Annotated in this window: 30 protein-coding genes and 1 pseudogene; 9 read left to right on the top strand and 22 right to left on the bottom strand. The window is 41.9% G+C overall.

What is annotated here, in order from left to right; translation table 11 throughout:
- Nucleotides 1-72: 72 nt before the first annotated feature.
- The 8 genes and pseudogenes from QL229_RS18730 to QL229_RS18695 form a co-directional block, all read right to left on the bottom strand.
- A pseudogene (locus tag QL229_RS18730) lies at nt 73-324 on the bottom strand (Hpt domain-containing protein); the annotation flags it as partial.
- 15 nt (nt 325-339) lie between these two features.
- Complete coding sequence (locus QL229_RS18725; protein WP_135922902.1) at nt 340-702, bottom strand: response regulator; 363 nt, start codon at nt 700-702, stop codon at nt 340-342.
- Nucleotides 703-711: 9 nt separating this feature from the next.
- Nucleotides 712-984 (bottom strand): STAS domain-containing protein, encoded by a 273-nt coding sequence (locus QL229_RS18720; RefSeq protein ID WP_135922903.1) that lies wholly within the window; start codon nt 982-984, stop codon nt 712-714.
- 168 nt (nt 985-1,152) lie between these two features.
- The gene (locus tag QL229_RS18715; protein WP_281547306.1) at nt 1,153-1,770 is read right to left on the bottom strand and encodes an SCO family protein; all 618 of its coding nucleotides are present in this window, start codon (nt 1,768-1,770) and stop codon (nt 1,153-1,155) included.
- Nucleotides 1,767-2,675, bottom strand: a complete 909-nt coding sequence (gene cyoE, locus QL229_RS18710) for a heme o synthase (protein WP_253039420.1) — start codon at nt 2,673-2,675, stop codon at nt 1,767-1,769. The genes QL229_RS18715 and cyoE overlap by 4 nt, the downstream gene beginning before the upstream one ends.
- Before the next feature lie 9 nt (nt 2,676-2,684).
- The gene (locus tag QL229_RS18705) at nt 2,685-3,674 is read right to left on the bottom strand and encodes a COX15/CtaA family protein (protein WP_135922906.1); all 990 of its coding nucleotides are present in this window, start codon (nt 3,672-3,674) and stop codon (nt 2,685-2,687) included.
- 20 nt (nt 3,675-3,694) lie between these two features.
- Nucleotides 3,695-4,189 carry a transmembrane cytochrome oxidase associated protein gene (locus tag QL229_RS18700; protein WP_135922907.1) on the bottom strand — a complete coding sequence of 165 codons (495 nt, stop codon included), beginning with the start codon at nt 4,187-4,189 and terminating at the stop codon, nt 3,695-3,697.
- Nucleotides 4,170-4,919 carry an SURF1 family protein gene (locus QL229_RS18695; RefSeq protein ID WP_135922908.1) on the bottom strand — a complete coding sequence of 250 codons (750 nt, stop codon included), beginning with the start codon at nt 4,917-4,919 and terminating at the stop codon, nt 4,170-4,172. Before QL229_RS18695 ends, QL229_RS18700 begins: the two co-directional genes overlap by 20 nt.
- 14 nt (nt 4,920-4,933) lie before the next feature.
- On the opposite strand from QL229_RS18695, the gene QL229_RS20520 reads away from it, so the two are divergent.
- Nucleotides 4,934-5,245 (top strand): DUF2909 domain-containing protein, encoded by a 312-nt coding sequence (locus tag QL229_RS20520; protein WP_135922909.1) that lies wholly within the window; start codon nt 4,934-4,936, stop codon nt 5,243-5,245.
- Here QL229_RS20520 and QL229_RS18685 read toward each other — a convergent pair.
- The 5 genes from QL229_RS18685 to lexA form a co-directional block, all read right to left on the bottom strand.
- Complete coding sequence (locus QL229_RS18685) at nt 5,145-6,020, bottom strand: cytochrome c oxidase subunit 3 (RefSeq protein ID WP_135922910.1); 876 nt, start codon at nt 6,018-6,020, stop codon at nt 5,145-5,147. The genes QL229_RS20520 and QL229_RS18685 overlap by 101 nt on opposite strands.
- Before the next feature lie 35 nt (nt 6,021-6,055).
- On the bottom strand, nt 6,056-6,586 hold the full coding sequence (locus QL229_RS18680; protein WP_235382589.1) for a cytochrome c oxidase assembly protein: 531 nt from the start codon (nt 6,584-6,586) through the stop codon (nt 6,056-6,058).
- Nucleotides 6,586-8,178, bottom strand: a complete 1,593-nt coding sequence (ctaD, locus tag QL229_RS18675; protein ID WP_135922912.1) for a cytochrome c oxidase subunit I — start codon at nt 8,176-8,178, stop codon at nt 6,586-6,588. Before ctaD ends, QL229_RS18680 begins: the two co-directional genes overlap by 1 nt.
- Nucleotides 8,175-9,320 carry a cytochrome c oxidase subunit II gene (gene coxB, locus QL229_RS18670; protein ID WP_138558522.1) on the bottom strand — a complete coding sequence of 382 codons (1,146 nt, stop codon included), beginning with the start codon at nt 9,318-9,320 and terminating at the stop codon, nt 8,175-8,177. Before coxB ends, ctaD begins: the two co-directional genes overlap by 4 nt.
- 437 nt (nt 9,321-9,757) lie before the next feature.
- Nucleotides 9,758-10,375: a transcriptional repressor LexA gene (gene lexA, locus QL229_RS18665; RefSeq protein ID WP_063702469.1), complete on the bottom strand. Its 618-nt coding sequence runs from the start codon at nt 10,373-10,375 to the stop codon at nt 9,758-9,760.
- Nucleotides 10,376-10,535: 160 nt separating this feature from the next.
- On the opposite strand from lexA, the gene QL229_RS18660 reads away from it, so the two are divergent.
- Nucleotides 10,536-10,973, top strand: coding sequence for a PaaI family thioesterase (locus tag QL229_RS18660; protein WP_135922914.1), 438 nt, complete (start codon nt 10,536-10,538; stop codon nt 10,971-10,973).
- Nucleotides 10,974-10,980: 7 nt separating this feature from the next.
- On the opposite strand, the gene QL229_RS18655 is transcribed toward QL229_RS18660, so the two are convergent.
- A complete protein-coding gene (locus tag QL229_RS18655) occupies nt 10,981-11,361 on the bottom strand; it encodes a hypothetical protein (protein WP_135922915.1) in 381 nt (126 codons plus the stop codon).
- A gap of 158 nt (nt 11,362-11,519) precedes the next feature.
- Here QL229_RS18655 and QL229_RS18650 point away from each other — a divergent pair, with 158 nt between their 5' ends.
- Nucleotides 11,520-12,245, top strand: coding sequence for a hypothetical protein (locus QL229_RS18650; RefSeq protein WP_281547305.1), 726 nt, complete (start codon nt 11,520-11,522; stop codon nt 12,243-12,245).
- Here the strand turns inward: QL229_RS18650 and QL229_RS18645 are convergent.
- Nucleotides 12,220-12,573 (bottom strand): VOC family protein, encoded by a 354-nt coding sequence (locus QL229_RS18645; protein WP_135922917.1) that lies wholly within the window; start codon nt 12,571-12,573, stop codon nt 12,220-12,222. The two genes, QL229_RS18650 and QL229_RS18645, sit on opposite strands and share 26 nt — an antisense overlap.
- 115 nt (nt 12,574-12,688) lie before the next feature.
- Here QL229_RS18645 and QL229_RS18640 point away from each other — a divergent pair, with 115 nt between their 5' ends.
- From QL229_RS18640 to QL229_RS18630, 3 genes are all read left to right on the top strand, one after another.
- On the top strand, nt 12,689-13,342 hold the full coding sequence (locus QL229_RS18640) for an endonuclease (protein WP_281547304.1): 654 nt from the start codon (nt 12,689-12,691) through the stop codon (nt 13,340-13,342).
- Between the two features lie 100 nt (nt 13,343-13,442).
- Nucleotides 13,443-15,068 carry a S41 family peptidase gene (locus QL229_RS18635; RefSeq protein ID WP_281547303.1) on the top strand — a complete coding sequence of 542 codons (1,626 nt, stop codon included), beginning with the start codon at nt 13,443-13,445 and terminating at the stop codon, nt 15,066-15,068.
- Nucleotides 15,058-15,432, top strand: a complete 375-nt coding sequence (locus QL229_RS18630; RefSeq protein WP_138558517.1) for a hypothetical protein — start codon at nt 15,058-15,060, stop codon at nt 15,430-15,432. The genes QL229_RS18635 and QL229_RS18630 overlap by 11 nt, the downstream gene beginning before the upstream one ends.
- A gap of 39 nt (nt 15,433-15,471) precedes the next feature.
- Here the strand turns inward: QL229_RS18630 and hmpA are convergent, their stop codons facing one another.
- Complete coding sequence (gene hmpA, locus QL229_RS18625; protein ID WP_281547302.1) at nt 15,472-16,635, bottom strand: NO-inducible flavohemoprotein; 1,164 nt, start codon at nt 16,633-16,635, stop codon at nt 15,472-15,474.
- A gap of 20 nt (nt 16,636-16,655) precedes the next feature.
- On the bottom strand, nt 16,656-17,888 hold the full coding sequence (locus tag QL229_RS18620) for an NnrS family protein (RefSeq protein WP_281547301.1): 1,233 nt from the start codon (nt 17,886-17,888) through the stop codon (nt 16,656-16,658).
- Nucleotides 17,889-18,044: 156 nt separating this feature from the next.
- Between QL229_RS18620 and norR the strand changes: the two genes are divergently transcribed.
- A complete protein-coding gene (gene norR / locus QL229_RS18615) occupies nt 18,045-19,607 on the top strand; it encodes a nitric oxide reductase transcriptional regulator NorR (protein ID WP_281547300.1) in 1,563 nt (520 codons plus the stop codon).
- Here norR and QL229_RS18610 read toward each other — a convergent pair.
- Complete coding sequence (locus tag QL229_RS18610; protein WP_138558513.1) at nt 19,604-20,497, bottom strand: LysR family transcriptional regulator; 894 nt, start codon at nt 20,495-20,497, stop codon at nt 19,604-19,606. The two genes, norR and QL229_RS18610, sit on opposite strands and share 4 nt — an antisense overlap.
- Nucleotides 20,498-20,613: 116 nt before the next feature.
- Between QL229_RS18610 and QL229_RS18605 the strand changes: the two genes are divergently transcribed.
- Entirely contained in the window at nt 20,614-21,183 is a 570-nt protein-coding gene (locus QL229_RS18605) for an NAD(P)H-dependent oxidoreductase (RefSeq protein ID WP_281547299.1), read from the top strand.
- Between the two features lie 17 nt (nt 21,184-21,200).
- Here QL229_RS18605 and QL229_RS18600 read toward each other — a convergent pair whose 3' ends face one another.
- Nucleotides 21,201-21,647 carry a TerB family tellurite resistance protein gene (locus QL229_RS18600; RefSeq protein WP_135922926.1) on the bottom strand — a complete coding sequence of 149 codons (447 nt, stop codon included), beginning with the start codon at nt 21,645-21,647 and terminating at the stop codon, nt 21,201-21,203.
- A 127-nt stretch (nt 21,648-21,774) separates the two neighbouring features.
- On the opposite strand from QL229_RS18600, the gene QL229_RS18595 reads away from it, so the two are divergent.
- Nucleotides 21,775-22,140: a hypothetical protein gene (locus tag QL229_RS18595; RefSeq protein ID WP_135922927.1), complete on the top strand. Its 366-nt coding sequence runs from the start codon at nt 21,775-21,777 to the stop codon at nt 22,138-22,140.
- A 2-nt stretch (nt 22,141-22,142) separates the two neighbouring features.
- Here the strand turns inward: QL229_RS18595 and QL229_RS18590 are convergent, their stop codons facing one another.
- The 3 genes from QL229_RS18590 to leuC all read right to left on the bottom strand — a co-directional run bounded on the left by QL229_RS18590 (nt 22,143) and on the right by leuC (nt 25,136).
- Nucleotides 22,143-22,736, bottom strand: coding sequence for a hypothetical protein (locus QL229_RS18590; RefSeq protein ID WP_253039432.1), 594 nt, complete (start codon nt 22,734-22,736; stop codon nt 22,143-22,145).
- A 400-nt stretch (nt 22,737-23,136) separates the two neighbouring features.
- Entirely contained in the window at nt 23,137-23,736 is a 600-nt protein-coding gene (gene leuD, locus QL229_RS18585) for a 3-isopropylmalate dehydratase small subunit (RefSeq protein WP_135922929.1), read from the bottom strand.
- Nucleotides 23,736-25,136 carry a 3-isopropylmalate dehydratase large subunit gene (gene leuC / locus QL229_RS18580; protein WP_063702498.1) on the bottom strand — a complete coding sequence of 467 codons (1,401 nt, stop codon included), beginning with the start codon at nt 25,134-25,136 and terminating at the stop codon, nt 23,736-23,738. The genes leuD and leuC overlap by 1 nt, the downstream gene beginning before the upstream one ends.
- Nucleotides 25,137-25,193 lie beyond the last annotated feature (57 nt).

Genomic DNA, 25,193 nt, shown 5'->3' with positions numbered 1-25,193 from the left:
CACCGAGTAGGTAGCGGCTCAGTCCAACAAGCGATTATGCAACACAAACTGCGTGTCGCATAAATACTAAAATGTTAAGTCTCGTGAACCTTCACGTATTTGATCTAACAGAGTTTCTAGGACATGAGTAAAATCTGCAACAGCACTAAAACCAAAAGTACCACTACCTCCTTTAATTGAATGCGCGGCACGGAAAATAGTATTTATAGTTTCCTGATCTTCTTCGCCGGGAACCAAGTTTAATAACTCAGCTTCCATCGCATCAAGTCCTTCAAAGCTTTCTTCGAAGAACACTTCAAAAAATTGGCTTAGATCTATACTCATGCCTCGCTCCTATTGTTAGCGAATCACTTTTTTCAATACCGCTAACAATTGCTCTGGGTTAAAAGGTTTAACAATCCACCCAGTAGCACCCGCTGCTTTACCTTCTGTTTTTTTGTCTAAACCTGACTCAGTGGTGAGCATTAGCAATGGCGTAAACTTATAGTTAGGTAAGCTGCGTAACTCGCGAATCAGTGTAATACCATCCATTACCGGCATGTTAACGTCGGAAATGACAGCATCAAAACCTTGCTGTTTGGCAATACTTAATGCCTCACTGCCATCTTTTGCTTCCGTTACATCAAACCCTGCCTTTTTAAGCGTAAAGCCAACCATTTGGCGCATAGATGCTGAATCATCAACTGCTAAAATTCTTTTCATATAAACCTCTTAATTGGCATTTTCAAGCACAAGATAATGGCCTAAACCCAAACTATTTATTGCCTGCTGCAATGGCTCGCTCTCGCCCACCCATATAATTTTATGATGCACAGAGAGTAAATGTTTTTGTAACGCACATAACAGCTGAACCGACGCCGTGTCAGCCCGAGTAACCTCACTAATATCAAGACAGATATCATCGTTTGCAGATAATTCATGCAGTAAATCTTGATGTAATGACTCGACCTGAGTAATAGCTAATTCTGTAGGGAGCTTTAACATTCTTAATACTTTCCCCGTTCAAAGCAACTCATAACAAAAGCTTAGTCCTAGTTAATGAAAATGCCATAATTTGAATCAAAAAATAGTAAAATTTTTTAGTAGCTTAGACATTTATTGCAAAAAATAAAGCTTTTCTTTCGAGCAAACTTTTACAAAATATTAAAAAAATCAATTTACGTAATAATCTGCAATTTTTCGGAACTCTTCAGTCAATGTCGTGGCGTTGATTAATGGCACACTACCAGCCTTAAACTCAGGCTTAAAAATAGCCCGAACGGCGCCGTTTGCATCAACCATCACCACAGAGGCACTGTGGTCAACGGCATATTCCTGCTCATCACTATCATTAATTGCGTAAATTAAGCCAAGCTCCCTAACAAAGGGGAAAAGTTGCTTATGGGGGCCTGATACAGCAAGAAACTCAGGGTTAAAGTAATCAATATAGGCTTTTCGTTTTTCAGTGGTATCGCGCTTTGGATCAACTGCTACAAACCACACTTGCACTTGGTAATCTTGGCTTAACTGCTTTTGTACTGCTGTTAACTTTGCCAATGTCATTGGGCAAATATCTGGGCAACTGGTGTAGCCTAAAAAGACTAAATTCCAATGTCCCATAAACTGGCTGTTATCAGTGGGCTCACCATGTTGATCGGTTAATAAAAACGGACTAATCGGCTTTGCTTGCTCATACACCAGTGCTTCGACCTCAGGAGCGGTGTTGCTTTTACCACAACCGGTTACAAACACTACCGCACTCAAACACAAAAAAGCGCCTATTCGAGTCATAAAACTAACCATTTATCAATAAATAAGGCGATGAAGAGTAGCATTAAATGGACAATTGAAAAACGAAATAAATCCATTGCGGTGTCATCTTTAGGGGCAATTTTTAGTTTCAGCGCTTTGTAAATAAACACCGTATTCAAGGCACATGCCGCAAGTAAGTAAATTACTCCCGACATTCCAATCAGGTATGGTAATACGCAGACCAAGGCTAACAATATTGAATAAGCTACAACGCAGGTTTTACAAAATTCAATACCATGAGTCACGGGCAGCATTGGAATTTTTGCCCGTTCATAATCGCTTTTTCGAGCAATCGCGAGTGCCCAAAAGTGCGGCGGTGTCCAAGTAAAAATAATCATTACCAACAGCCAAGGCGCTGCTGCCATGTGACCTGTTTCAGACACCCAGCCCAATAACGGTGGCATCGCGCCAGCTAAGCCACCAATCACAATATTCTGCGGTGTTGCTCGCTTTAAAAAAGAGGTATAAATAAAGGCATAACCAACCAGTGCAAATAAAGTTAGCACGGCAGTTAATGTATTTGCCCAGACTATGAGCATAGTGAAACCAAGTGAGCCAATTATCGCAGCAAAACTCAGCGCATGCTGCTTACTTAAACGTCCTTTAGCAACAGGGCGATGACGGGTTCGCGCCATTTTGCTATCTATTTCACTATCTACAACATGATTTATCACCGCTGCTGCCGCAGATAACAGGCCAATTCCAAGCAAACTGGCTAATTGAACAAACAACCCTCGCCCCACATCAGGCGCAAGCGCTAAACCGACCCATGCAGTTAAAACAAGCATAGCAACAACTTTAAACTTACTAATGGCAAGATAATCCTTCAATCGCTCTGTTGATTGACTGATTAACGACTTTTCTGTGCTTAATAATATCGCCATAATAGCCTCCTAAGTTCTTGCTTTTAAATGAAAGCACAGACGTACCATGCTCAACAATAACAGTGCAGCCATCAGGTTATGAGCAAGCGCTACACTTAATGGAAAGTGCCAATGCACAACAGCAAGGCCGAGACAGATTTGGCACAATAAGGCGACTAATACTGTTACTGTACAATGCTTAATTTTTCTGGAAAAACTCTGTGAATATATACGCCACATAATAAGCGCTAGCACCACACAAGTGACTAACGCCCAAATGCGATGCAGTAAGTGAATCGACATACGAGCCTGTTGTGACAGCACACCATACTCGTAAGTGCTATGTTCAAGTGGAAGCTGAAACACACTCTTTAACGAAAACGGTTGTCCGTAGCTACATAAAGGTAAGCCATTACAATGAGGAGCTGCATAGTTTGCAGCCAACCAACCGCCTAATGCGATTTGTAAAACCAAAACCACTAAACCAACAAGCGCTAAGCGATAATATGGTCTTGCTCCTGCATCACCTCCTGCAATCGGCTTTGTTGTTAGCCGTAAATAAAGAAGAAAAAGCAAGGATAGAATACTAAAGCCGCCTAGCAAATGCCCCATTACGACCAAGGGTTGTAAATTCATGGTGACTGTCCACATGCCTAATGCAGCCTGGAAAATCACCAGCAGTAATAGCGCTAATGGCAGTTTAACTGGCGTATTTGGATATTGACGTTTTAACCATGCAAAAACAAACAAAGCTAGAATCAGTAGACCAAGGGCACCAGCAAAATAGCGATGGATCATCTCTTTCCAGGCTTTTGCTGCCTCAAACATCATATCAGGGTAGTTTTGTTCAACATGTAACAGAGCAGTTTCATGTTTTGGTACAGTCAAAAACCCATAGCACCCTGGCCAATCAGGACAACCAAGCCCTGCATCACTAAGCCGTGTATAAGCACCGAGCCCAACAACCAAAATAGAAAAGAAAACCGTAATTAAGACTAAATATTTATAATTTTTATACATCTTTATCCCCTTAATGAGGTTTAACTTGAACGCGCATAGTTAAGTAGTTTTTTTAAATCTTTAAGTAAGCCTTTTTGAATAAGTCTGTTTTGTTCGGGCTCAGCCGTATAGGGGTAATGCAAAACCACCAAGCCCATGTGATCAACCAAATATAAGTCTCCCGCTTTGAGCGCTGGACTTACTGCTAATTGACGCCAATTAGCCGATACCTGCTGTTGATTCGTCAGTACCGCCACATCTACTTTTTGCTGATTTTTCCCTAAAGCGACGTAGAGGTTGTCTAAACTTGCTAATTGGTTTTCACACACTTCACTGCACTCTTTTGGATAATTGAGCGCAATAGTCCATTGTTTAGGCTCGCCTTGTTGCCAATCAGCTAGTTTCACTTCCTCCCTTAAAAGCTCACCATGATTACTCGAACCACTCGGTAACCACTCAAGCTTTAATGCTGCATAAGCAAGTGCCAGCGGCACAAAGCAGCATAAAACGAATAAACTAAGCGGGTTTATTTTCATAACCTCTCCTTCTCATCGCAAAATAAGCAATAACCACACAAGCCAAGCCAATTAATAACCACTGCACGGCATAGGCGTAATGTTTATCTGGTCCCATCACAACACTCTGATAATGCGGGGTTGCTATACCATCTGCTTCATTGCGATAACCAATAAAGCCTTGTAAGGGCTTTGCTAATTGAGCACTAAAAATTGCTAAATCGATGCCTTGAATGCGCTTGGGCCAGCCTTGCTCTGCACCAATATCATCGGCAAGTGTAAAACCTTGTAAGTTGCCTTGTTTCAATTGCACTGTGGCCGTAAGCCTTGTTGATTCTGGCCACACAACGGTTGGCAACTGGTTACGGTTTGTTGGAGCTTTTAGCCAACCAAAGTTAACGATTAAAGGTGCGGTTTCACCTGCAATTGTCATCGCGACTAGTAAGTCATAGCCCACTTGCCCCTGATAAATTTGATTATCAAGTAACCAGTACTGCTGTTTATTTACCTCGCCAGAGACCTTGACTTGCAAGCCCGTTTTATTCAGCTCTCTAGGTAAATTTTGCAGCTCTTGCCAGCTCAAAACTCCTTGCTCTTTCGAAACGGCTAACTGGCTTAGTTGCTGCTGTTTTTGCTCGCCTCGCTGGTATTGCCAAACGCTTAGTCGTAAACAAATAAGCACTGCAAGTATCACAACGCAAATTGCGATAATTGAGCTAAGCTTTTGTTTACGCCATAAAATTAACTGCATTTGGAATACCTAATATGATTAAAATCATTATTGTTTTGTTATTACTTTATATTCTGTTCAATCTATTTAGAGCGCTGTTTGTGATGATGTCAGCAAAAGAGCACTCGAAACCCATGTCGCATTACTTAGGTCGTCGGGTGCTGTTTTCAGGTATTGTGCTGCTCCTCATTATTGCCGCAATGAAATTGGGCTTTATTCACACCAACCCGTCGCCGCTTCACAAAGCTACAGCACGTACACAAATACAAATAAACACAACCACACCACATCTACAAAGTGCCAATACCAAGCAGCCGCTTGAAATGCAAAATGCTTTTCGCTCGTAAAGTGGCCTTTAAAAATTCTTAGCAGTACGACAAATAAAATAATGGTCCCAAGCGTCACATGCATGCCATGAAAACCCGTCAATAAAAAGAAGGTATTTCCATAAACGCCAGCATCCAGTGTTAAACCTAAATCTTGGTATGCATGCATATATTCATACACTTGCAAACCCAGAAAGATTGCGCCTAATAGCACGGTAAGTGATAAAAATGCTTTTAAAGCACCACGCTTATTGTTTTCCATTGCAACGTGAGCAAAGTGGATAGTGACTGATGAGGTGAGTAGGATGAGCGTATTAATAAGAGGTAGACCTTGCCACCCCATTGCTTGAGTTGTATCACCTGCAGGCGTAGTTAACAACGGCCATACTGCTTCAAACGTTGGCCAGAGTACCTCATTGGTCATGGCATTATTTCCAGCACCACCAAGCCAAGGTACTGAAATCATACGGGCATAAAACAGAGCACCAAAAAATGCCATAAAAAACATAACTTCAGAAAAAATAAACCAGCTCATTCCTTGTCTAAATGAACGATCCATTTGCGCTGAATATAAACCACTGTGTGATTCTTCGATGACGTTTTTAAACCAGCTAAACAGCATGTAACATAGTATCGCAATGCCTAAATACAACACATATTGACCACTGCTAGCTTCTGCGCTCACTTGCATCACTGTCAGGCCTGCCCCGACAGCAATTAAGAACATTGCAATCGCACCAACTATTGGCCATGGGCTCTGGGCCGGAACATAATATTTTTCGTAATTTTGACTCATTTTGTTTGCTCCCAATTAGCAATTAGCTTGGCGGCTTAATCGTTTTTAGCCACAACTTGCCCGCTAATATCAAACACGGTATAGGACAATGTCAGCTCTTCTACATCGTCGGGTAATTCCGTATCAACATAAAACAACAAGGTAAACTCAACTTCTTCGCCCGCTTTTAGTGGTTGTTGATCAAAACAAAAACACGCGATTTTATGTAAGTATTTTGCTGCTTTTCCCGGTGATACAGACGGAATAGCCTGCATCACTTTGTCGTTATTACTGGTGTTTTTTGCTGTAAACTTTACTTCTCGCATCGCTCCTGGTTGAACAACCACACTGTACTGAGCTGATTGCACATCAAAAGGCGCACCACTTTGCGCATGCGTTGTAAAACTCACATCAACTTGACGGTCTATGCTTACCGTTTCACTCTCTTTTGCTTGTTCGAGTGATGGCTTACCATTTAAACCTGTGACATCACAAAACACATCGTAAAGTGGCACCAATGCAAAGGCGAATGCAAACATACCTAAGCATGCTAACAACAGCTTTTTGAGCAAAGGTGCATGGTTCATTATTTGATCTCCGGCGGTGTTTCAAAGGTGTGATACGGTGCGGGCGAATCAACTTCCCACTCTAAACCTTCTGCACCGTCCCATACCTTAGCAGGTGCTTTTTCGCCGCCTCGTGCGCATTTAAAAACAACAAGCACGAACAGTAGCTGTGATAAACCGAAGGCAAAACCACCAATACTGATAATGGCGTTAAAGTCAGCAAATTGAAGGGCGTAATCAGGAATACGGCGCGGCATACCCGCAAGGCCAACAAAGTGCATAGGGAAGAACAACACGTTGACACTGATCAGTGATAGCCAGAAATGCCATTTCGCAAGTGTTTCGTTGTACATGTTGCCAGTCCATTTAGGTAGCCAGTAGTAGGCTCCTGCCATAATTGAGAACACAGCCCCTGTCACTAATACATAATGGAAATGCGCAACCACAAAGTAAGTATCATGATACTGGAAATCTGCCGGTGTAATCGCCAGCATCAAACCAGAGAACCCACCTAAGGTGAACAGCACAATAAAGGCAATGGCAAACATCATCGGAATTTCAAAGCTAATTGAGCCTCGCCACATGGTTGCAACCCAGTTAAAAACTTTAACCCCAGTTGGTACCGAAATGAGCATGGTTGCATACATGAAGAACAGCTCACCGGCTACAGGCATCCCTGTGGTGAACATGTGGTGTGCCCATACAATAAAGCTCAAAAGTGCAATCGACGAGGTCGCATACACCATAGAAGCGTAGCCAAATAACTTCTTGCGTGAGAAGGTCGGCACGATGGTTGAAATAATACCAAATGCCGGCAAAATCATGATGTACACTTCAGGGTGACCGAAAAACCAAAAGATGTGCTGGAACATCACAGGGTCACCGCCCCCCGCCGCATCAAAAAAGCTGGTTGCAAAGTATTTATCGGTCAACACCATAGTGACCGCCCCTGCTAAAACAGGCATCACAGCAATCAACAAAAATGCCGTAATAAGCCAAGTCCACACAAACAGTGGTAACTTCATCCATGTCATGCCGGGCGCTCGCATATTAACGATAGTCACAATAACGTTAATCGCCCCCATGATTGAACTAATACCCATGATATGTATAGCAAACACAAACAAGGCTGTATTATCGTTACTATAGGTCGTTGAAAGTGGCGCATAAAAAGTCCAACCAAATGCAGGGCCACCACCCGGCATAAGTAACGAAGCCAACAAGATTAAAAACGCGAATGGTAATATCCAAAAACTCCAGTTATTCATCCGTGGTAGCGCCATATCGGGTGCACCGATCATCATAGGCACCATCCAGTTAGCAAGCCCTGTAAATGCCGGCATTACCGCACCAAATACCATTATCAAACCATGCACTGTGGTCATTTGGTTAAAAAAGTGTGGATCGACTAGTTGTAAACCAGGTTGAAACAATTCAGCGCGGATCACCATTGCCATCGCGCCACCAATTAAAAACATAGTGAGCGAAAATATCAGGTATAAACTGCCAATATCTTTATGATTGGTGGTGTAAAGCCAACGTTTGAAACCTTTTGCAGGATGATGGTCATGATGCGCATGCTCAGTGGCTTGTTCATTAATAACGTTGCTCATTCTTTCGCCTCCGTTGCTGCATCGATAGCTGCTTGAATTTGACTTGGTTGAATCACATCGCCTGTGTCGTTACCCCATGCATTTCGCTTATATGTGATAACCGCAGCAAGTTGCTTAATTGAAAGCTGTTTATCAAATGCTTGCATCGCTGTACCCGGCTTACCATGTAATACGATGTCGATGTGGTCTTTTACATCTCCAAGCACAATTGGACTCCCCTTAAGAGCTGGAAAAACTCCCGGCAAGCCCATTCCTGTAGGCTGATGACAAGCCGCACAACTTGCCATATAAACTTGCTCCCCAAGAACCATTAATTCTTCTTTCGGTAGTGTTTGATCTAATAAAGCCGCATCAGCTGCTGCAGCATTGGCCTTTTCTTGCTTAGCTTCTGCTAGCCAGTTAGCAAATTCGTCTTCAGGCAACGCTTGCACAACAACAGGCATGAAACCATGATCTTTACCACACAACTCAGCACACTGACCCCGGTAGATGCCTGGCTCATTTATGCGTGTCCATGCCTCATTGATAAAGCCCGGGTTTGCATCTTTTTTAACCGCAAAGTCAGGCACCCACCATGAGTGAATAACATCATCTGAGGTCATTAGAAAACGAACTTTTTTATTAATAGGAAGTACTAAAGGCTTATCAACCTCAAGTAAGTAATGTTCTGTTTTGTCAGCTTGGTTATCTATTTGGTCTTTTGGAGTAGATAGAATTGAGTAATAAGCAATTTCCTCGCCCATGTACTCGTAATGCCATTTCCACTGTGAGCCCGTTACTTTAATTGTAATATCGGCTTTAGAAGCATCTTCCATCGCTATCAGTGTTTTTGTAGCTGGAATTGCCATGGCGATTAAGATCACAAATGGTATGGCAGTCCAAAGAATTTCAACCTTGGTACTTTCGTGGAATTGTGCAGGCTTGGCTCCTTTCGACTTTCGATGGTGGATCAAAGCCCAAAACATCACCGCAAAAACGATGATGCCTATCACACAACAGATAATAAATATCGTCATGTGTAATTCATAAACACTATTACTTATATCAGTCACCCCTTTACGCATATTAAATTGGCTATTTGCCAATGCTAACTGCACAGGTGCGAGTAATATAAGCCACAAGGCATAACGCAGTTTACCCATGTGACGGCTCCTTTTAATGCTATTGCAAGACGCAAAGCGAAAAGGCGATACAACAAGGTGCCCATTCGTTTTTTTTATTGTTCAGAGCGACTACGTATCATTTTGACCCAGCGATGATACCAACCCTATGTTTAACACCTAGCACATTTGAGTGTATTTTTATTAATCAGGTGTTAATACACTGTATTAACCAATTAGTTAAAAAATGAGCAATAAGCAAGTTTTAGTAGTAATAAATGTTTATTTTGGTGCAAAAATAACAACTATAATCAGCGCGTTATTTTAAAATGAGAGGCAGAGTGAGAGTAAAAAAAGAGTGAAAAACTGCGCCATATAAGGCTTTATACAAAGAGTAAGGGTTTACAAATCGATGCTAAATAATAAAAAACAAGCAACGCACCAAATTACAGCAATTTGGTGCACTATTTTAGAAACAGTTACATCCAGTCGGCATTACGAATAACACCCACCGCTAACCCTTCAATATTGAAAGATTCATGCTCAAGATCAACTTCAATTGGCGAAAATTCTTCGTTTTCAGCATGTAAAAATACTTTACGCCCAGCTTTTTCAAGACGCTTAACAGTTACATCTTCATCAACACGAGCAACAACAACCTGACCATTTTCAGCAACTTGCGTTCTATGTACTGCGAGTAAATCACCATCCATGATGCCAATGTCTTTCATACTCATACCATTTACACGCAGTAAAAAGTCAGCCGCAGGTTTAAATAGTGAAGGATCAACCTGACAATGACTTTCAACATGTTCTTGCGCCAAAATGGGCTCACCCGCTGCAACTCGTCCAATTAAAGGTAAACCTAATTGCTCAGGTTCGTCTTCTTCAATTAATTGAATACCACGACTCGCCCCAGGCTTCATTTTGATCATGCCTTTTTTTGCCAGTGCTTTTAGATGCTCTTCGGCAGCATTGGCACTTTTAAAACCCAATGTTTGAGCTATTTCAGCACGCGTAGGTGGCATGCCTGTATCTTTAATAAAGACTTTAATTAGTTCTAAAATTTGCGATTGGCGTTTTGTTAATGGGCGCATACAACTGGTTTTCCATACAGTACATTTAACTGTGAGTATATACAGTTATCTGAAAATCGCAAATTTAAATTAACGCCATCATATTGCTACAAAACTAACATTGAACCAGGTATAAAGATGCCATAAGGTATTATTTTTAATTTGCAGGCAAGGAAATACAATGAGTATTTGGCATCAACCAATCACACTAGAGCTTTGTAAAAGTTTAGAGCAAGGGATCACCGGGCAAGGTACTTTAATGAAAACCATGGGCATTGAGGTGACTGAAATTGGTGATGATTATTTAGTGGCGACTATGCCTGCCATTCCTGAGCATCATAACCCTATGGGCATGGTACATGGCGGAGCGAACGTCGTGTTAGCAGAGACAGTGGCAAGCTATGCGGCTAACTTTGTGGTTGATTTCAATAAATTTTATGCTGTTGGCCAAGAAATTAATGCCAACCATATGAAAGCATCTCGTAAGGGTGTATTAACGGCCACAGCAAAGCCTCTTCATTTAGGTAAGCGCACTTCAGTGTGGGATATTAAAATTACCAATGCCGCAGGAGAGCTTTGCTGCGTATCAAGAATGACCGCAGCTGTTGTAGAGCGCTAAGCTCAGGCTATTTTTCGACTGGATAAATCGTAATTTCAACCCCTGCGCCAATCGCTGAAATACGCAACAAGGTATCAGCATGCAGGGCTTGATTAAAACATTTTGGTGAAACGCCTGATTCAAAGCCAATATCAAATGTACGTTTAGAGCACGACAACCACTGCTTAAGAGCATTTCGTGAACACGATTCAATTAATTCACACAACTGATTAATCGCTTTGTCTGGTGTACTGATATCAGCAGCAGCCTCAATACGCGCTAGTTGACGGTATTCATCTTGGTCGTAATGTAAAACCATGGCATTTTTCTTTAAATCAGCAACAAGTGCACTAATATCGTGCTTTGATTCAAGCTCCAGATCCACATTTAAAAATTGAATTTCCGACATACTCTCGTTTTTACCCTCTATTGATATCGACTGAAACTTTAACTCAGTTTTGTATATATACCAAATCTAGAATACAGTTAATGCGACATTATGCCGCATTGGCAATACAGTTAAACAACCTAAAATAGCTCCCATACAACAATAATAACGGAGTAATGATGAATAAACGCATGTTCAAATATGCTCGCAAAGGGCATAAATGGCTTGGCTATCTGCTAGCCATTCAGCTACTTCTATGGCTATCGGGAGGCTTAGTAATGAGTTCACTCCCCCTCGAAAAAGTCCATGGTAAACATTTAGCAAAACGCAGTTTAGATAATCCATTTATGGTGGCTGATTACACAGCATCAGTTGATCGGATAACCGCCCAATTTCAACAAATAAAAGCGATTAACTATAGTCACTTTTTAAATGCACCAATCATTGAAGTTACTACTGAGCAAAGCACTGTCAGCTTTAATGGTCATACTGGAGCTCCCATGGCAAAACCCAGTGAGGCTGAAATTATCGCGAACGCCAAAGCACACTTACTGATTGATGCCAATGTTTTGCAAGTACAGCAATTAAAACAAGGACCCCGCGAAGCTGCACATAAACAAAACATATGGCAAGTTCGTTTCGATGATTGGCTTGCGACAACCATATATTTAGACAGCCAAAACGGTAAAGTCATCACTGTGCGCAGCACCCTGTGGCGTATTTTCGACTTTTTCTGGATGCTGCATATTATGGATTACGACGAGCGAGAAAACTTTAATAACCCACTGCTTATCAGCTTCTCAGCCACCAGCGTGCTGTTTTGTATTACCGGAATTATTTTGTTACTGCAAAACGTTCGTATAAAGCGTAAAAAACCAGCTACACGTGTTGGTCTATCAAAATAGGATTGCCATCTGGGTCGGTGATAATAAAGCTCGCTTCACCGGCCTTTTGTATTGCTAAACCTTGCTGCTGAAAATGCAGAGCTAATTGCTCAAAAGTAGCAAACTCAGCCAACGTTTTAGCATTTTGATCCCAACCGGGGTTAAAGGTCAGCATGGTTTTATCAAACATTCCTTGAAACAAACCAATTAAATGCTCACCGTTTTTCATAATTAGCCAATGCTGCTCTATTTCGCCGGCAAACTCTTTAAAACCCAGCTTTTCATAAAACAGCTTAGAGGCATGGATATCTTTTACATTTAAACTCACAGAAAAAGCACCTAGTAACATAGTAGTAATTCCTTTAATGAAAACGGCCTAACAACTATAGCTGAGTTGAAAAACTTTTCCTTTTAGAATAGTCACTCTAAAATGAGCTTTCCTGTAGTTCACTGATGTGATGGATATGCGTTTATTTCTCTACTTTACCCTTTGTTTAATAATCAATTTCTCTGTAAATGCAGAGCAATTTTCAAGCTTTTCTAGTGCCAAAAAGCACTTAATAAAAACCCTACCAGACGATAGTAAAAGCCTTTACTGTGGATGTGACATAAAACGCCAAGGTAAGAAACTTGTCCCAGATCCTAATGGATGTGGCTATATACCTCGAAATGCAATGACATGTTCAGGCAAAGAAAATGTTCGCGCAAAACGAATTGAGTGGGAGCACATAGTACCTGCGTGGGAATTCGGCCATCAGTTACAATGTTGGCAGAACGGCGGACGCAAAAATTGCCGAAAAGTCAGCGAAAAGTTCCGAAAAATGGAAGCTGATATCAATAATCTGGCACCTGCAATAGGTGAAATCAACGCTGATCGCTCTAATTTTCGCTATGGAATGGTCACATCCCATAGTCCTAAATACGGTGCTTGTCCTATTAAAATAGATTTTAAGCAACGGGTGTTTGAGCCTCCTATTTATGCACGAAAACGTATCGCTGATGCCTATTTCTACATGCAGCAAACCTACGGATTAAAAATTTCAGATAAACAACGACAGCTATTCGAGGCATGGCAACGACTTGAAGTGGCTCAAGTAAATGACCGTAAAGCACTCTAGTTTAGAGCAATAATGTCAATAAAAAAGGGGCGGCCATCTATTGCTATGGGCTATAGTTATTGATACGTTTTAAGCAAATATTTACAGGAAAGTAATTCATATGTTTAATTGTAATAAACTTGCTCTAGCGGTGTTTCTGGTAGTGTCTGGCTTCTCTTTAACAGGATGCGGAGGAGGAAGTGGCTCGTCTGATAGTACAACTAATCCGCCACCGCCAACAACTTCTGAGCCATCTTGGACGGCAGGAGTTTTCGCCCCATCAAGTGAATTTAAAAACCAATGTGCGGTTCCTCGAACTGGCAATGACCCTTACAATAATAATAGGCCTTACCCAGATACTGCTGGCAGTGAGTTTACAGAAAAAATGTGGTTACGTTCATGGAGTGATGAAACTTACCTTTGGTACGATGAGATTGAAGATAACGACCCAGACAACTTCAACTCTGTCGCCGCTTATTTTGCGCAATTAAAAACATATCAAACAACTGACTCAGGGGCATATAAAGATAACTTCCACTTCAGTCGCCCAACCGAAGAGTACTATAAAGAAGCACAATCAGGCGTGGTTTCTGGCTACGGTATTAACTGGGCATTTTTAAGCAATGTCCCCCCTCGTGAATTACGTATTGCTTATTTAGAAGATGATTCACCAGCTAAAAATGTCGGATTACAGCGCGGTGATACTATTTTAATGGTCGACGGCGTTAGTATTAACACTAACACCCAAGAAGGCGTAGATATTTTAAATGAAGCGCTTTTTGGACCAACAGCGGGTGATTCGCATAACTTTGTTGTGCGCAGTAACGATGGCAGTGAAAAATCATTCACACTTGTAGCGGGCAATATCGCGCAAACACCTGTTCAGAATGTTAATACCATCACTACCGCCAATGGTACAAAAGTCGGCTATATGCAATTTAATAGTTTTATTAGTATTGCTCAACCAGAGCTGATAAGCGCTGTTAACAAGTTTAAAAGCGATAACATTGACGAGCTAGTGATTGACTTTAGGTATAATGGTGGCGGCTTATTAGCGTTATCATCTCAGCTAGCTTATATGGTTGCCGGCCCAGCTAATACTGATGACTATTACTACTATCAAACCATCAAAAACGACAAGCAACCACAAGAGGCTCCCTACCCATTTATTGACCGTGAAATAGATTACTCTACATTTCAAACAACCAATAGCCGACTTCCTGATCTCAACTTATCTAAAGTATATGTACTAAGTACAGCCGGAACTTGTTCTGCGTCAGAAGCGTTTATAAATGGTTTAAAAGGTATAGATGCAGAAGTCATACTTATTGGTGATACGACCTGCGGTAAGCCTTATGGCTTTACACCCACTCATAATTGCGCCACTACTTACTACACTATCCAATTCTCTGGAGCTAATGATAAAGGCTTTGGGGAATATGCTGACGGTTTTAAACCAACTCCTTCACCTCAGTTTGATGCAGATGTTAAAGGCTGTGTAGTTGCTGATGATTTTGATAACAAACTAGGTGACACACAAGAACGCTTATTTTCAACAGCAATACATCATATTGAGAATGGCAGCTGTCCAATTGTTGTACAAACAAATAGCATCAAACAACCAAGCTTTGCCTCTCAAGCAGAACAAGCCAGTGGAATCCCACTTTCTTATAAACAACCGCTTTATAAGGAAAACATGGACTTAACACGTCCATCTCCGGCTAAGGACGACAACAATGAACAATAAAGCACTTTTCACTTGCGCACTATTAGTGAGTTTAACGGGCTGTAAAAGCACCCAAGCAGAGGAGCCACAAAACGCCACGTTAACGCGCGTAAATCCTGGCGTAATCACTGAAATACAACAAGCGATTCAATCAGCTAAAGGGGGCCCATTGGTTACTTTAGCTGATAACGTGTTTACTAAAAGTGCTGAACTATTGATAGATCATGGGACAAATAAAGGGCCCGATGGATTGCCAATTATGGGGGCGCATAGTATCCCTTCAGAAAAATTTGTGCTGCAAAAAATGGGTGAACAGTGTTTGCTCTATTACCCAAAAAAAGAGCTGCGAGTACCACTACCAAATGTAGAATGTGAAGCAGAATAGACAATAAAGGCGCAGTGACCCACTGCGCCTTTCGTTGTTTTATAACTGTTGATGAGGGCCAAACACCTCATAATGAATTCGCTCACTTGCAACCCCTAAACTAAGTAGCTGCTCTTTTATCATTGCCATAAATGCGATTGGACCACACAGGTAAAAATCACCTTTACTAATTGGTAAGCTAGCAGCAATGTGATTTACATCCATCAAACCCGCAAAATCTCCCCCCTTGCCATCTTTAAACCAAGTAACACAATGTAATGAAGCGTGCGTTTGCTGTTGTTTTAATAAATACTCTTTAAAGGCAAACTGCGTCTCACTGTCACAAGCATGCAAGTAATGAATTGGCTGGTTATGTTGATTACTTAATAATGTCTCGAGCATGGCCATCATTGGGGTTTGACCAACACCTGCCGAAATCAACACGACAGGAAAATCAATTTCGCGAAGCACAAAGTCTCCCGCGGGTGGGTAAACCTCTACCTCATCTCCCTCTGTTAAGCTATGTAAGTAATTAGATACTAAGCCTTCTTTTTTCACGCTAATTCGATAATTTCGACCGTTACTTTGTTGCGACAATGAGTATTGCCTAACTTGAGTTAAGTCGCTGTTTGCTGGCGTTACTTTTATCCCTAAATATTGACCCGGTAAATACGCCACAACAGGTTTTGCATCGACAGGTGTTAATGTAAAACTACATATTTGCGCTGATTCCATCCGTTTTTCTGTAATGGTGAAAGTACGGGTACCAAACCAGCCTCCCAGCGCCTTTTTGGTCGTTTGGTATAACGCCATCTCTTCGGTGATACATACATCCGCTAATAAAGAATAAGCTTCACTCCATGCGTACTCGACCTCAGGGGTAAATTGCTCAGGCAGTAACTCTTTTAAAGTTGCAATCAAATGCCCACCAACAATAGGGTAATGCTCTGGCAAAATATGATAGCTGGTGTGTTTGTGATTAATGCGCGCAAGCGCTCCTTTTAACACTGCCAAGTTATCAATATTTGCAGCATAGGCCGCCAAAGCATTAAACAACGCGAATTGCTGAGTGCCCGATTGCTGATGTGTCATATTAAAAATATTTTTAAGCTCTGGGTTGTAGCTAAACATACGATCATAAAAATATTCCGTAACTTGAGGTCCTGCTTGTGCAAGCAAAGGCAAAGTACTTTTAACAATCTGGATCGTTTTTTCAGATAACATAGTTTTTCCTATTGGAGAGATTAACCGCGGCGACCATCAACACGACGATTGACTAAAATGGGCGCACAATGAAATAAAAATAAGCTAAAGCCAGCAATCCAAAGCAACGCACTTAACTGCCATGCAAGGTGATGACCTAAATAAAAGGGAAGTAACGAACGTACAATGGCAGCTAACGCAATGAGTAAAAATGCCAAACTAATAAACGCAGGGGCTTGTAATATGCGCCCTGTGTGACCATGAGAGACACGTACCATCATGGCGATGATCATTAAACCGATGGTGCCAACAGTGATCAGATGAAGCGCGTCTTTGAATAAGATAATAGGGCTGAAATAACTGAGCGCGATAAGCACAAAACCAACCGATAAAGCCCAATAAGCCAAGTGTAATGACCATAGCAAAGGCACTTTTAAAATCCCTTTATGCCACCACACAACACACCGAGCACCATGTAAACAAGCAAGCCAAGCAAAAACCCAACCAGTACTCATCGCGCTAAAAAATAGCTGACTCATAAAGAACCATGTAATGGCGAACAATGAGCTAAATAGGACTAATTTATCGAGCTTGGGGGTTCTAACTTGTTCACTTAAGCTAAGACCGCGAGCGGTAAAAAATGGCACAACTCGCCCAGCGACAACACCAACCAGCAGCGTCATGATAAGTACGCCAGTATCAACAACCCCCAGTGCCAGCAACATTTTATTAAGCACAACTAAGCTCAAAAAAATCACATTGAGTGCACAGAGCAAAGATGCGATGACAATAAATAAATAGTTATGGCGGCTTTTCGCCTGTATCAGCATGTCAGCTAGAATAATAATTCCAGCCAGCCACCAAACGAGTTGTAATGCACTTACAATATAAAGATTTAGCTGCTCGTACCCTGCAATATCAATAAAAAAACTAAGTCGTGCAGCAAGCCAAATTATGCTCAGCAAACAGAGCTTTATGCCACTTACACTCGCCACGCCTGTCCATGTTTGTGCAGCGGTGAGCAAAAAGCCCATAGCAACGACCCCTGCAAAGCCAAACAGCATTTCATGAGCATGCCAAAGTGTTGCGGGCATTGTTAGGTGCCACTGTGCATAACCCGCCAAGACTAAAAACCAGTAACTCATTGCAAACACAGCTAAGGCACCCGCTGCCAAGAAAAAAGGCCGAAATGCTAATGCCCATAACGGCCACTGGCTGAGTTGATAAAATTTGATTTTAGCTGGCATAGGTTCAGTTAAATTAATGACTTTCATTAGTGCTCTCAGGGTTTAATTTCCCTAGCTATTGCACAGTTCAAGCCAGAAATAAAAACCATTAAATATCAGGCAATTAAACTTTAACGCTTGATAAAAAAGTCAAAATGACACACCATTAAAAGCATCAAAAACACACATTCAGGTCAAATTGACATGGCGCTCAAAAAACCCCTTCTTGATGTTGCTCTTGCCCTTACCAAGGCAAGCAGAGTTGATCACAATTTCAGTTATTTGTTGAGTTGCATTAATGATTGGCTTGAATGTGATGCCGTTGCCTTGTTATTGAAACAAGGTGATGTGTTAAAGCCCGTAGCCCAGCATGGATTGTCGGACGATACGTTAGGAAGGCGCTTTAAAATAGCAGAGCATCCTCGCTTATTTGAAATATGCCGTGGCAGTGAGCCGTTAAAATTTGCCAAAGATTGTGGCCTACCCGACCCCTACGATGGTTTATTACAAAGCCAGCATGGAGACTTTCCTGTTCATGCCTGCATGGGCGTGCCACTGCTGAGCAGCAAAGACAACACTGAATTACTCGGTGTTTTAACCTTTGATAGTTTAGATGAACATGCCTTTGACGCTTTAGCAATAAACGAGCTCAATCAACTAAAACAGCTAGCAGCAGGCTATGTTGAGCATGCCCTAACCTTGCAGCATCTTTTGCAACACGCACAGCACAGCCATCAAGTTGCACAACAGCTTAATCTTGAAGCGCTAACACGAGAAGGTGTCGAAATTATTGGCAATAGCCAAGCAATGCAGACCCTTAAAAATGATATCCAGCTCGTAGCTGCCTCAGAATTTAGCGTATTGATACAAGGCGACACAGGCGTCGGTAAAGAGCTGGTTGCACGCAATATCCATTTAAACTCAAAACGCCGTGATATGCCGTTGATCCACTTAAACTGCGCATCATTACCAGAGAACTTAGCCGAAAGTGAATTTTTTGGTCATAGTAAAGGCGCGTTTACTGGCGCACATACTTCGCGTCAGGGTAAGTTTCAACTTGCCGATGGCGGCACGTTATTTTTAGATGAAATCGGCGAGCTTCCGCTTGCGATGCAAAGTAAGCTATTGCGCGTTTTACAAAGCGGTGAAGTACAAACGGTGGGAGAAGACCAAAGCCGTTATGTCGATGTTAGAGTGATTGCAGCAACCAACCGAAACTTAAAACAAGAAGTCGCTGCAGGGCGCTTTCGTGCAGATCTTTATCACCGATTAAGCGTCTACCCATTGCATGTTGCACCATTAAAAGAGCGCGACAACGATGTTATTTTACTGGCAGGCTTTTTTGTTGAGCAAACGTCTAAAAAACTAGGGATTAAACAACTTAAGCTAAGTAGCGATACACAATTACTGCTGCGCCAATATAATTGGCCGGGCAATGTGAGAGAGCTTGAACATGTGATCAGCCGCGCGGCACTCAAAGCCAAGCAACAGCAATGGCAACAAAGCATTGTTACTATTGAGCCTGAGCATTGTGATATTGCTAAAACAGCGGTTGCAACACCAAGTCCAATTGCTGTTAACGAACAAAAAACCGCTCGCTTATCGCTGAAAGAGGCAACCGATGCGTTTAGCTATCAGTTTATTATGCAACAGCTTGAACTACACAACCTCAACTGGGCAGCCACAGCACGCAGCTTAAGCGTTGATAGAGCCAACCTTGTGCGTCTAGCCAAACGGCTAGGCATTAGCGTTAAAAAGTCTGTTTAAGCTTTTAACGCTTTAAAATACGCTTTTAAAAGCTGACTAAATGCTTGTACTTTGGCTGTGCGATGCACCAAGTGATGTGTCACCAGCCAAAGGTCTGTTGGCCAATTTAGCTCTTTAGGAAGCACTGGAAGCAGATCAGGGTATTGGCTTGCCACTTCATGCTGTAGACCACCAATTCCTAAGCCTCTGACAATCGCCCGTGTTGCTTCTGATGTTTCAGACACCCTTAACTTAATTTGCGCCGGCTCAATGTGCTGATCTACCCATGCAAAATAAGGGACTTTACCGTTATAGCCAGCCACCCCAGATACAAAACTATGCTGCTGCAACTGCTGAAGGTTTTTTGGCATACCATACTTTTCAATATAGCTCTTAGAAGCATAAAATCCTGATGAAAGCTCAGCTAAATGCTGGGCAATATAGTCACCTTCGTCAGGGCGAGGGCCCGCTCGCACAGCAATATGCGCTTGACCGTGGTCAAGACGTAAACGGTTTTGATCAAGAATAACTTCGAGTTGCACTTGCGGGTGCAAACTTTGAAACTGCTCACACACATCGCTCAGCACATCAATAAAACCACTGACCGTAGTTAATAATAAACTGCCTCGCAATTGGCTATCTGCAGCAACAATATCGTTATGAAGCTTTTCAAGTTCAGCGTTAATCGATTTCGCAGTAGCAAACAATTTAGCGCCAATTTCTGTCACCGTATAACCCCGAGCGTGACGGTGAAATAACCGTGCATCAAGGTTATCTTCTAAATTGTTGATTCTTCTAAGCACTGTGCTGTGATGAACACCTAACGATTCGGCAGCAGCGGTTAACGTGCCGAGTCTTGCCACCTCGTAAGCGACTTTTACATCTTGCCAATCATCAAATTGAATCGCCATAACGGCTCCTTGTGTGCATATACGCACATAAGTTTTGCGTTAATTTGGCTTTTCTGCAAGCTGTTTTTTGCTAAAGTGAGCATATCAACAGTGAAGCTTAAAAAAAGGAAGCCATCATGACAGCACCAAAAATTATTGCCCTAGCAGGCAGCCTACGTAAAGACAGCTTTAATCAAAAACTGATTAATGAAGCTGCACGCTTCGCCCTCGAAAGTGGTGCTGAAGTAGAAGTGATTAAATTAAGTGATTTAGACTTACCTTTATTTGATGAAGATATTGAAGCGCAAGGTACACCAGCTGGCGCACAATTATTAAAAGATAAGCTTCGCGCAGCTGATGGCATTTTACTAGCAAGCCCAGAATATAATGGCTCAATTACAGCGCCACTTAAAAACGCAATCGACTGGGCATCTCGTACAGAGCAAGGTGCAGTACCTGCATTTCGCAATAAAGTTACAGCACTTTATGCAGCTTCGCCGGGTGGCTTAGGTGGCTTACGTGGTTTAAATCACGTACGTGATATTTTATCGGGTATTGGTAGTTTAGTGCTTGCCGATCAACTCGCAGTACCTGCTATCCACACTAAATTAGATGAGCAAGGCCGCATAAGCGATGCTGATACAGCCGAAAAAGTTGCTAGCCTTGCCCAGCAACTTGTCAGCGTAGCGAGCAAATTAAATAAGTAAGCCTGATTTAATAACCCTTAGCTTAGCTTTGTCGCTGCTAGCTTAGCAGCGATAAAGTCTTCATGGGTTACATACAGCAAGCTTGCGACGCGGCGAATAACCATTTCTTCATGCTTATCTAAATTGCCATCAGCGTAGGCCAAACGCCACAACAGCTCGATAATATCAATACGTTGCTCGGCACTGCACTGAGCATTAATTTGCTTAGAAAACTGAAAGTAATCAATAGCATCATCTAAGCTTTGTGAAGCACCATCAATAAGCTCTTCAACAGCTTCATCTGTTAAAGAAAAATATTTTTTTAAGGTCTCATTCAGGGTCTGTTGCTCATCATCCTGTAATTCATCATCGGCACGCATAACCTCAATTAACAGCGCAGCAACAGCAGTTTTGAGATCATGCTCACTGATACTAGATTGCGACTCACTCATAGTTGAAAAAAGTTGTTTTATTTTGTTGAGCATCACATTTGTCCCCTATGGGTGTTAGACTACGTATAAGACATTACGTTACCTTAGTTTGACTATGGATGCTAATTCAGGTTCAACATCATTATGAAACAAGGTTTTAATCACATGGAGTTAAGTGTTTATGAGTGAAGTGAGAAGTACACCAGCACTATTAATTAGCGCCTTTTTAATGTTAGTGGTTTGCAGTAATGCGCACGCAGCAAAAGACGAAACAGAAAAGCTCTACGATTTCGACGAAAAGGTGCACTACTATCAAACCAAACTAGCAGATGGCCGCTATCATCTAGAAATTCAATCGGATGATTACGCACACTTCAAAAACCAAAGCGTTTTTTTATTACGTCACGCAAGTCGGCTCTGTAAAGATGAACCGTTTATGTTAAGAGTGACTGATGGGGTGCAGGAGTATGAACGTTTTCCAACTAAACCACGTGCCTACCAGCCACCTTTAACGGTTGTTTTGCAATGTGAAGACGAAGCTAAATAGTACTAGTCTTCATATCCCCATGGTGCGCTTGGCGGCGTAATAGGTTTAGTTAAATCAAAATCAACGCGAAACTCACGTCCTTCACGTACTAAGCGATACGTAAATTGCTTTGGATAAATATACATTTGCCACGTGTTACCCATTGATTGGGGAATACCTTGGCTTGCAAACAATTCTTTTGAATATTGATCAGCCGGGAATGACTGCGCATTAGCAAAACCCGCATCAAGGGTATGACCACCATACATGGTTGATTTGTCATCGCTGCCATCTTCATGGCGATGATCATGCTTTAAACTAAGTCCACTGCCCGTTTTTGTGATGATCCAAGTACGAGATGCATCATCACCCACATGAAATGGCACTTGTAACTCACGCTCGTTACAACGACGTACATGCATTACTAACTTTTTGCCCGCAAACGAGCTAGGGCCTGCAGCGTTATCAACGCTCACTTTACCTTCGTAAGCTTTACCGCAATGGGCCGCAATGTTATCAAAAAAGCCGTCATGGCTTGGAATTGACACTAACGGCGCAGGTCGTGCAGCCGCTACTGATGATGCTGCTACGAGTATCGATGCCACTAAGTATTTCATGGTGTGTTCCTTTATTTAAATTATGATGTCGCTAGCCTAGCCTGCCCCTAAGCAGAAAGGAAATAAATTAGCTAAACAACCTAAAACCATCTGGTGAGCACGCTCATATACCGCCAACAAATTGCAATACAAAACAACCACTAAAAATGACTGCGCTCATACAAAACAACTAAATCATTAATTCTTAAAAGGATTTAAACACATGAGTATCATATGCAGAAATAGCACAGACAATTTAAACAGCTGAGTTATTTAATTTTGACTACTAGACTAATAAAGAGTGCCAATCACCAAAAGCAAAGCTTCTATCAATCATAACCTTACATAATTATTGGCTAAAATGTTCCCAAAAATAAAAACGCGGCTCTCGCCGCGTTTAAGTTCCACATGTAAAACCTACTTATTGCCAAGGACGCTCAGCTTTAAGTTGCTGCTCAAAGGCATCAATTTGGCTGTTAAGTGTTTCAGTCACACCGATAAAGTCTAAGCCGCTTAATAAGCGCTCTTTAATATCATGGCGAATATCAAAGTGAATAGTGTCAAACTTATCGCTACGAAGCTGTTGGTTTTCTAAATCAACTTCAATATGAATATCATCATGCTGTTCACTCAGCACAAATAATTGCTCAAGTGTTTCTGCTGGTAATGCGATAGCAAGCATTTGGTTATTGCCGCAGTTATTAAAGAAAATATCGGCAAAGCTTTCCGCTAAGATCACTTCAAAACCATATTGCTTTAATGCCCATGGCGCGTGCTCACGCGATGAACCACAACCAAAATTGTCGCGAGTTAAAAGAATTTGCGCACCTTGGTAACAAGGACGGTTCAAAATAAACTCAGGATTTGGCTCGCCGTTATCTAAATAACGCCAATCGTAAAAAAGCGCCGCATCAAAGCCATCACGGCTGGTCGACGTTAAAAACTGCTTTGGAATTATTTGGTCAGTATCAACATTGTTTTTATCTAACGGGGCCATTAAGCCACTAAAAAATACGCTCATTAGGCTTCTCCTCTGATATCAACAAAACGACCATGAATTGCCGCTGCCGCAGCCATTGCTGGGCTCACTAAGTGCGTGCGTCCACCGCGACCTTGGCGACCTTCAAAGTTACGATTTGAAGTAGATGCACAGCGTTTACCAGCTTCTAATCTGTCATCATTCATTGCTAAGCACATTGAACAACCCGGCTCACGCCATTCAAAACCAGCCGCTTTGAAGATATCAGCAAGGCCTTCATCTTCGGCTTGTTTTTTAACAAGGCCAGAACCTGGAACAATCAGAGCTTCAACACCCGCTGCAACTTGCTTGCCTTCTACAATCTGCGCGGCAGCACGTAAATCTTCAATACGGCTATTTGTACATGAGCCAATAAATACGGTATCAACAGTCGCTGAAGATAATTTATCACCCGCTTTTAAGCCCATATATTTTAGTGCGCTACGAATTGCATCAGCTTTGATTAGATCTGGTTCTTGCTCAGGATCAGGAATACATTCATCTACGCCAATCACTTGCTCAGGGCTGGTACCCCAAGTAATTTGCGGTTGAATGTCAGCAGCCTCCAATTCAACAACATGATCAAACTCTGCGCCTTCATCAGTTTTTAGTGTTTGCCAGTAGGCAACGGCACTATCAAAGTCCGCACCTTGTGGTGCAAATGGGCGACCTTTTAAATAATCATAAGTTGTTTGATCTGGTGCGATTAAACCCGCTTTTGCACCCATTTCAATACTCATATTACAAAGCGTCATGCGCGCTTCCATAGACAGCGCTTCGATTCCTTCACCACAAAATTCAGCAACATAGCCAGTACCACCCGCAGTGCCTAATTTACCGATCACCGCCATGATTAAATCTTTAGCAGTAACAGTTGGACGTAGGCGACCATTTATTTGAATTTTTAACGACTTGGCTTTTTTCTGCTGTAACGTTTGAGTGGCTAGAACATGCTCAACTTCTGAAGTACCTATACCGTGCGCTAGTGCACCAAATGCACCATGAGTAGAGGTATGGCTGTCACCACACACAATAGTTGTGCCCGGTAAAGTAATGCCCTGCTCAGGCCCCATTACATGCACAATACCTTGATTAATCGAATTTAAATCATAAAGTTGAATACCAAACTCTTTACAGTTTGCATCCAATGCCATTAATTGATTTTTCGACACTTCACTCGCAGCATCTAATGAGCGGCTTTTTGTTGAAACGTTATGGTCCATGGTCGCAAAGGTTTTTTCTGGGCAACGTACTTTGCGGTTTTTCTCACGTAAACCAGCAAAGGCTTGCGGCGATGTAACTTCATGAACTAGGTGACGGTCGATATAAAGTAAATCGGTTTGATCATTTATGCTGGCGACTACATGAGCTTGCCAAATTTTATCGTATAAGGTTTGGGCCACTTGCTATTCCCTCATTTTAGTTACGCTGAGTGACGAGCTCAGCGCAAACAATTTTTA

This window comes from Pseudoalteromonas sp. PAR1, from assembly GCF_947311895.1.
GTDB lineage: Bacteria > Pseudomonadota > Gammaproteobacteria > Enterobacterales > Alteromonadaceae > Pseudoalteromonas > Pseudoalteromonas lipolytica_C.
The sequence above is the reverse complement of the archived record's forward strand: the minus strand, read 5'-3'. Positions and strand labels throughout refer to the sequence as shown.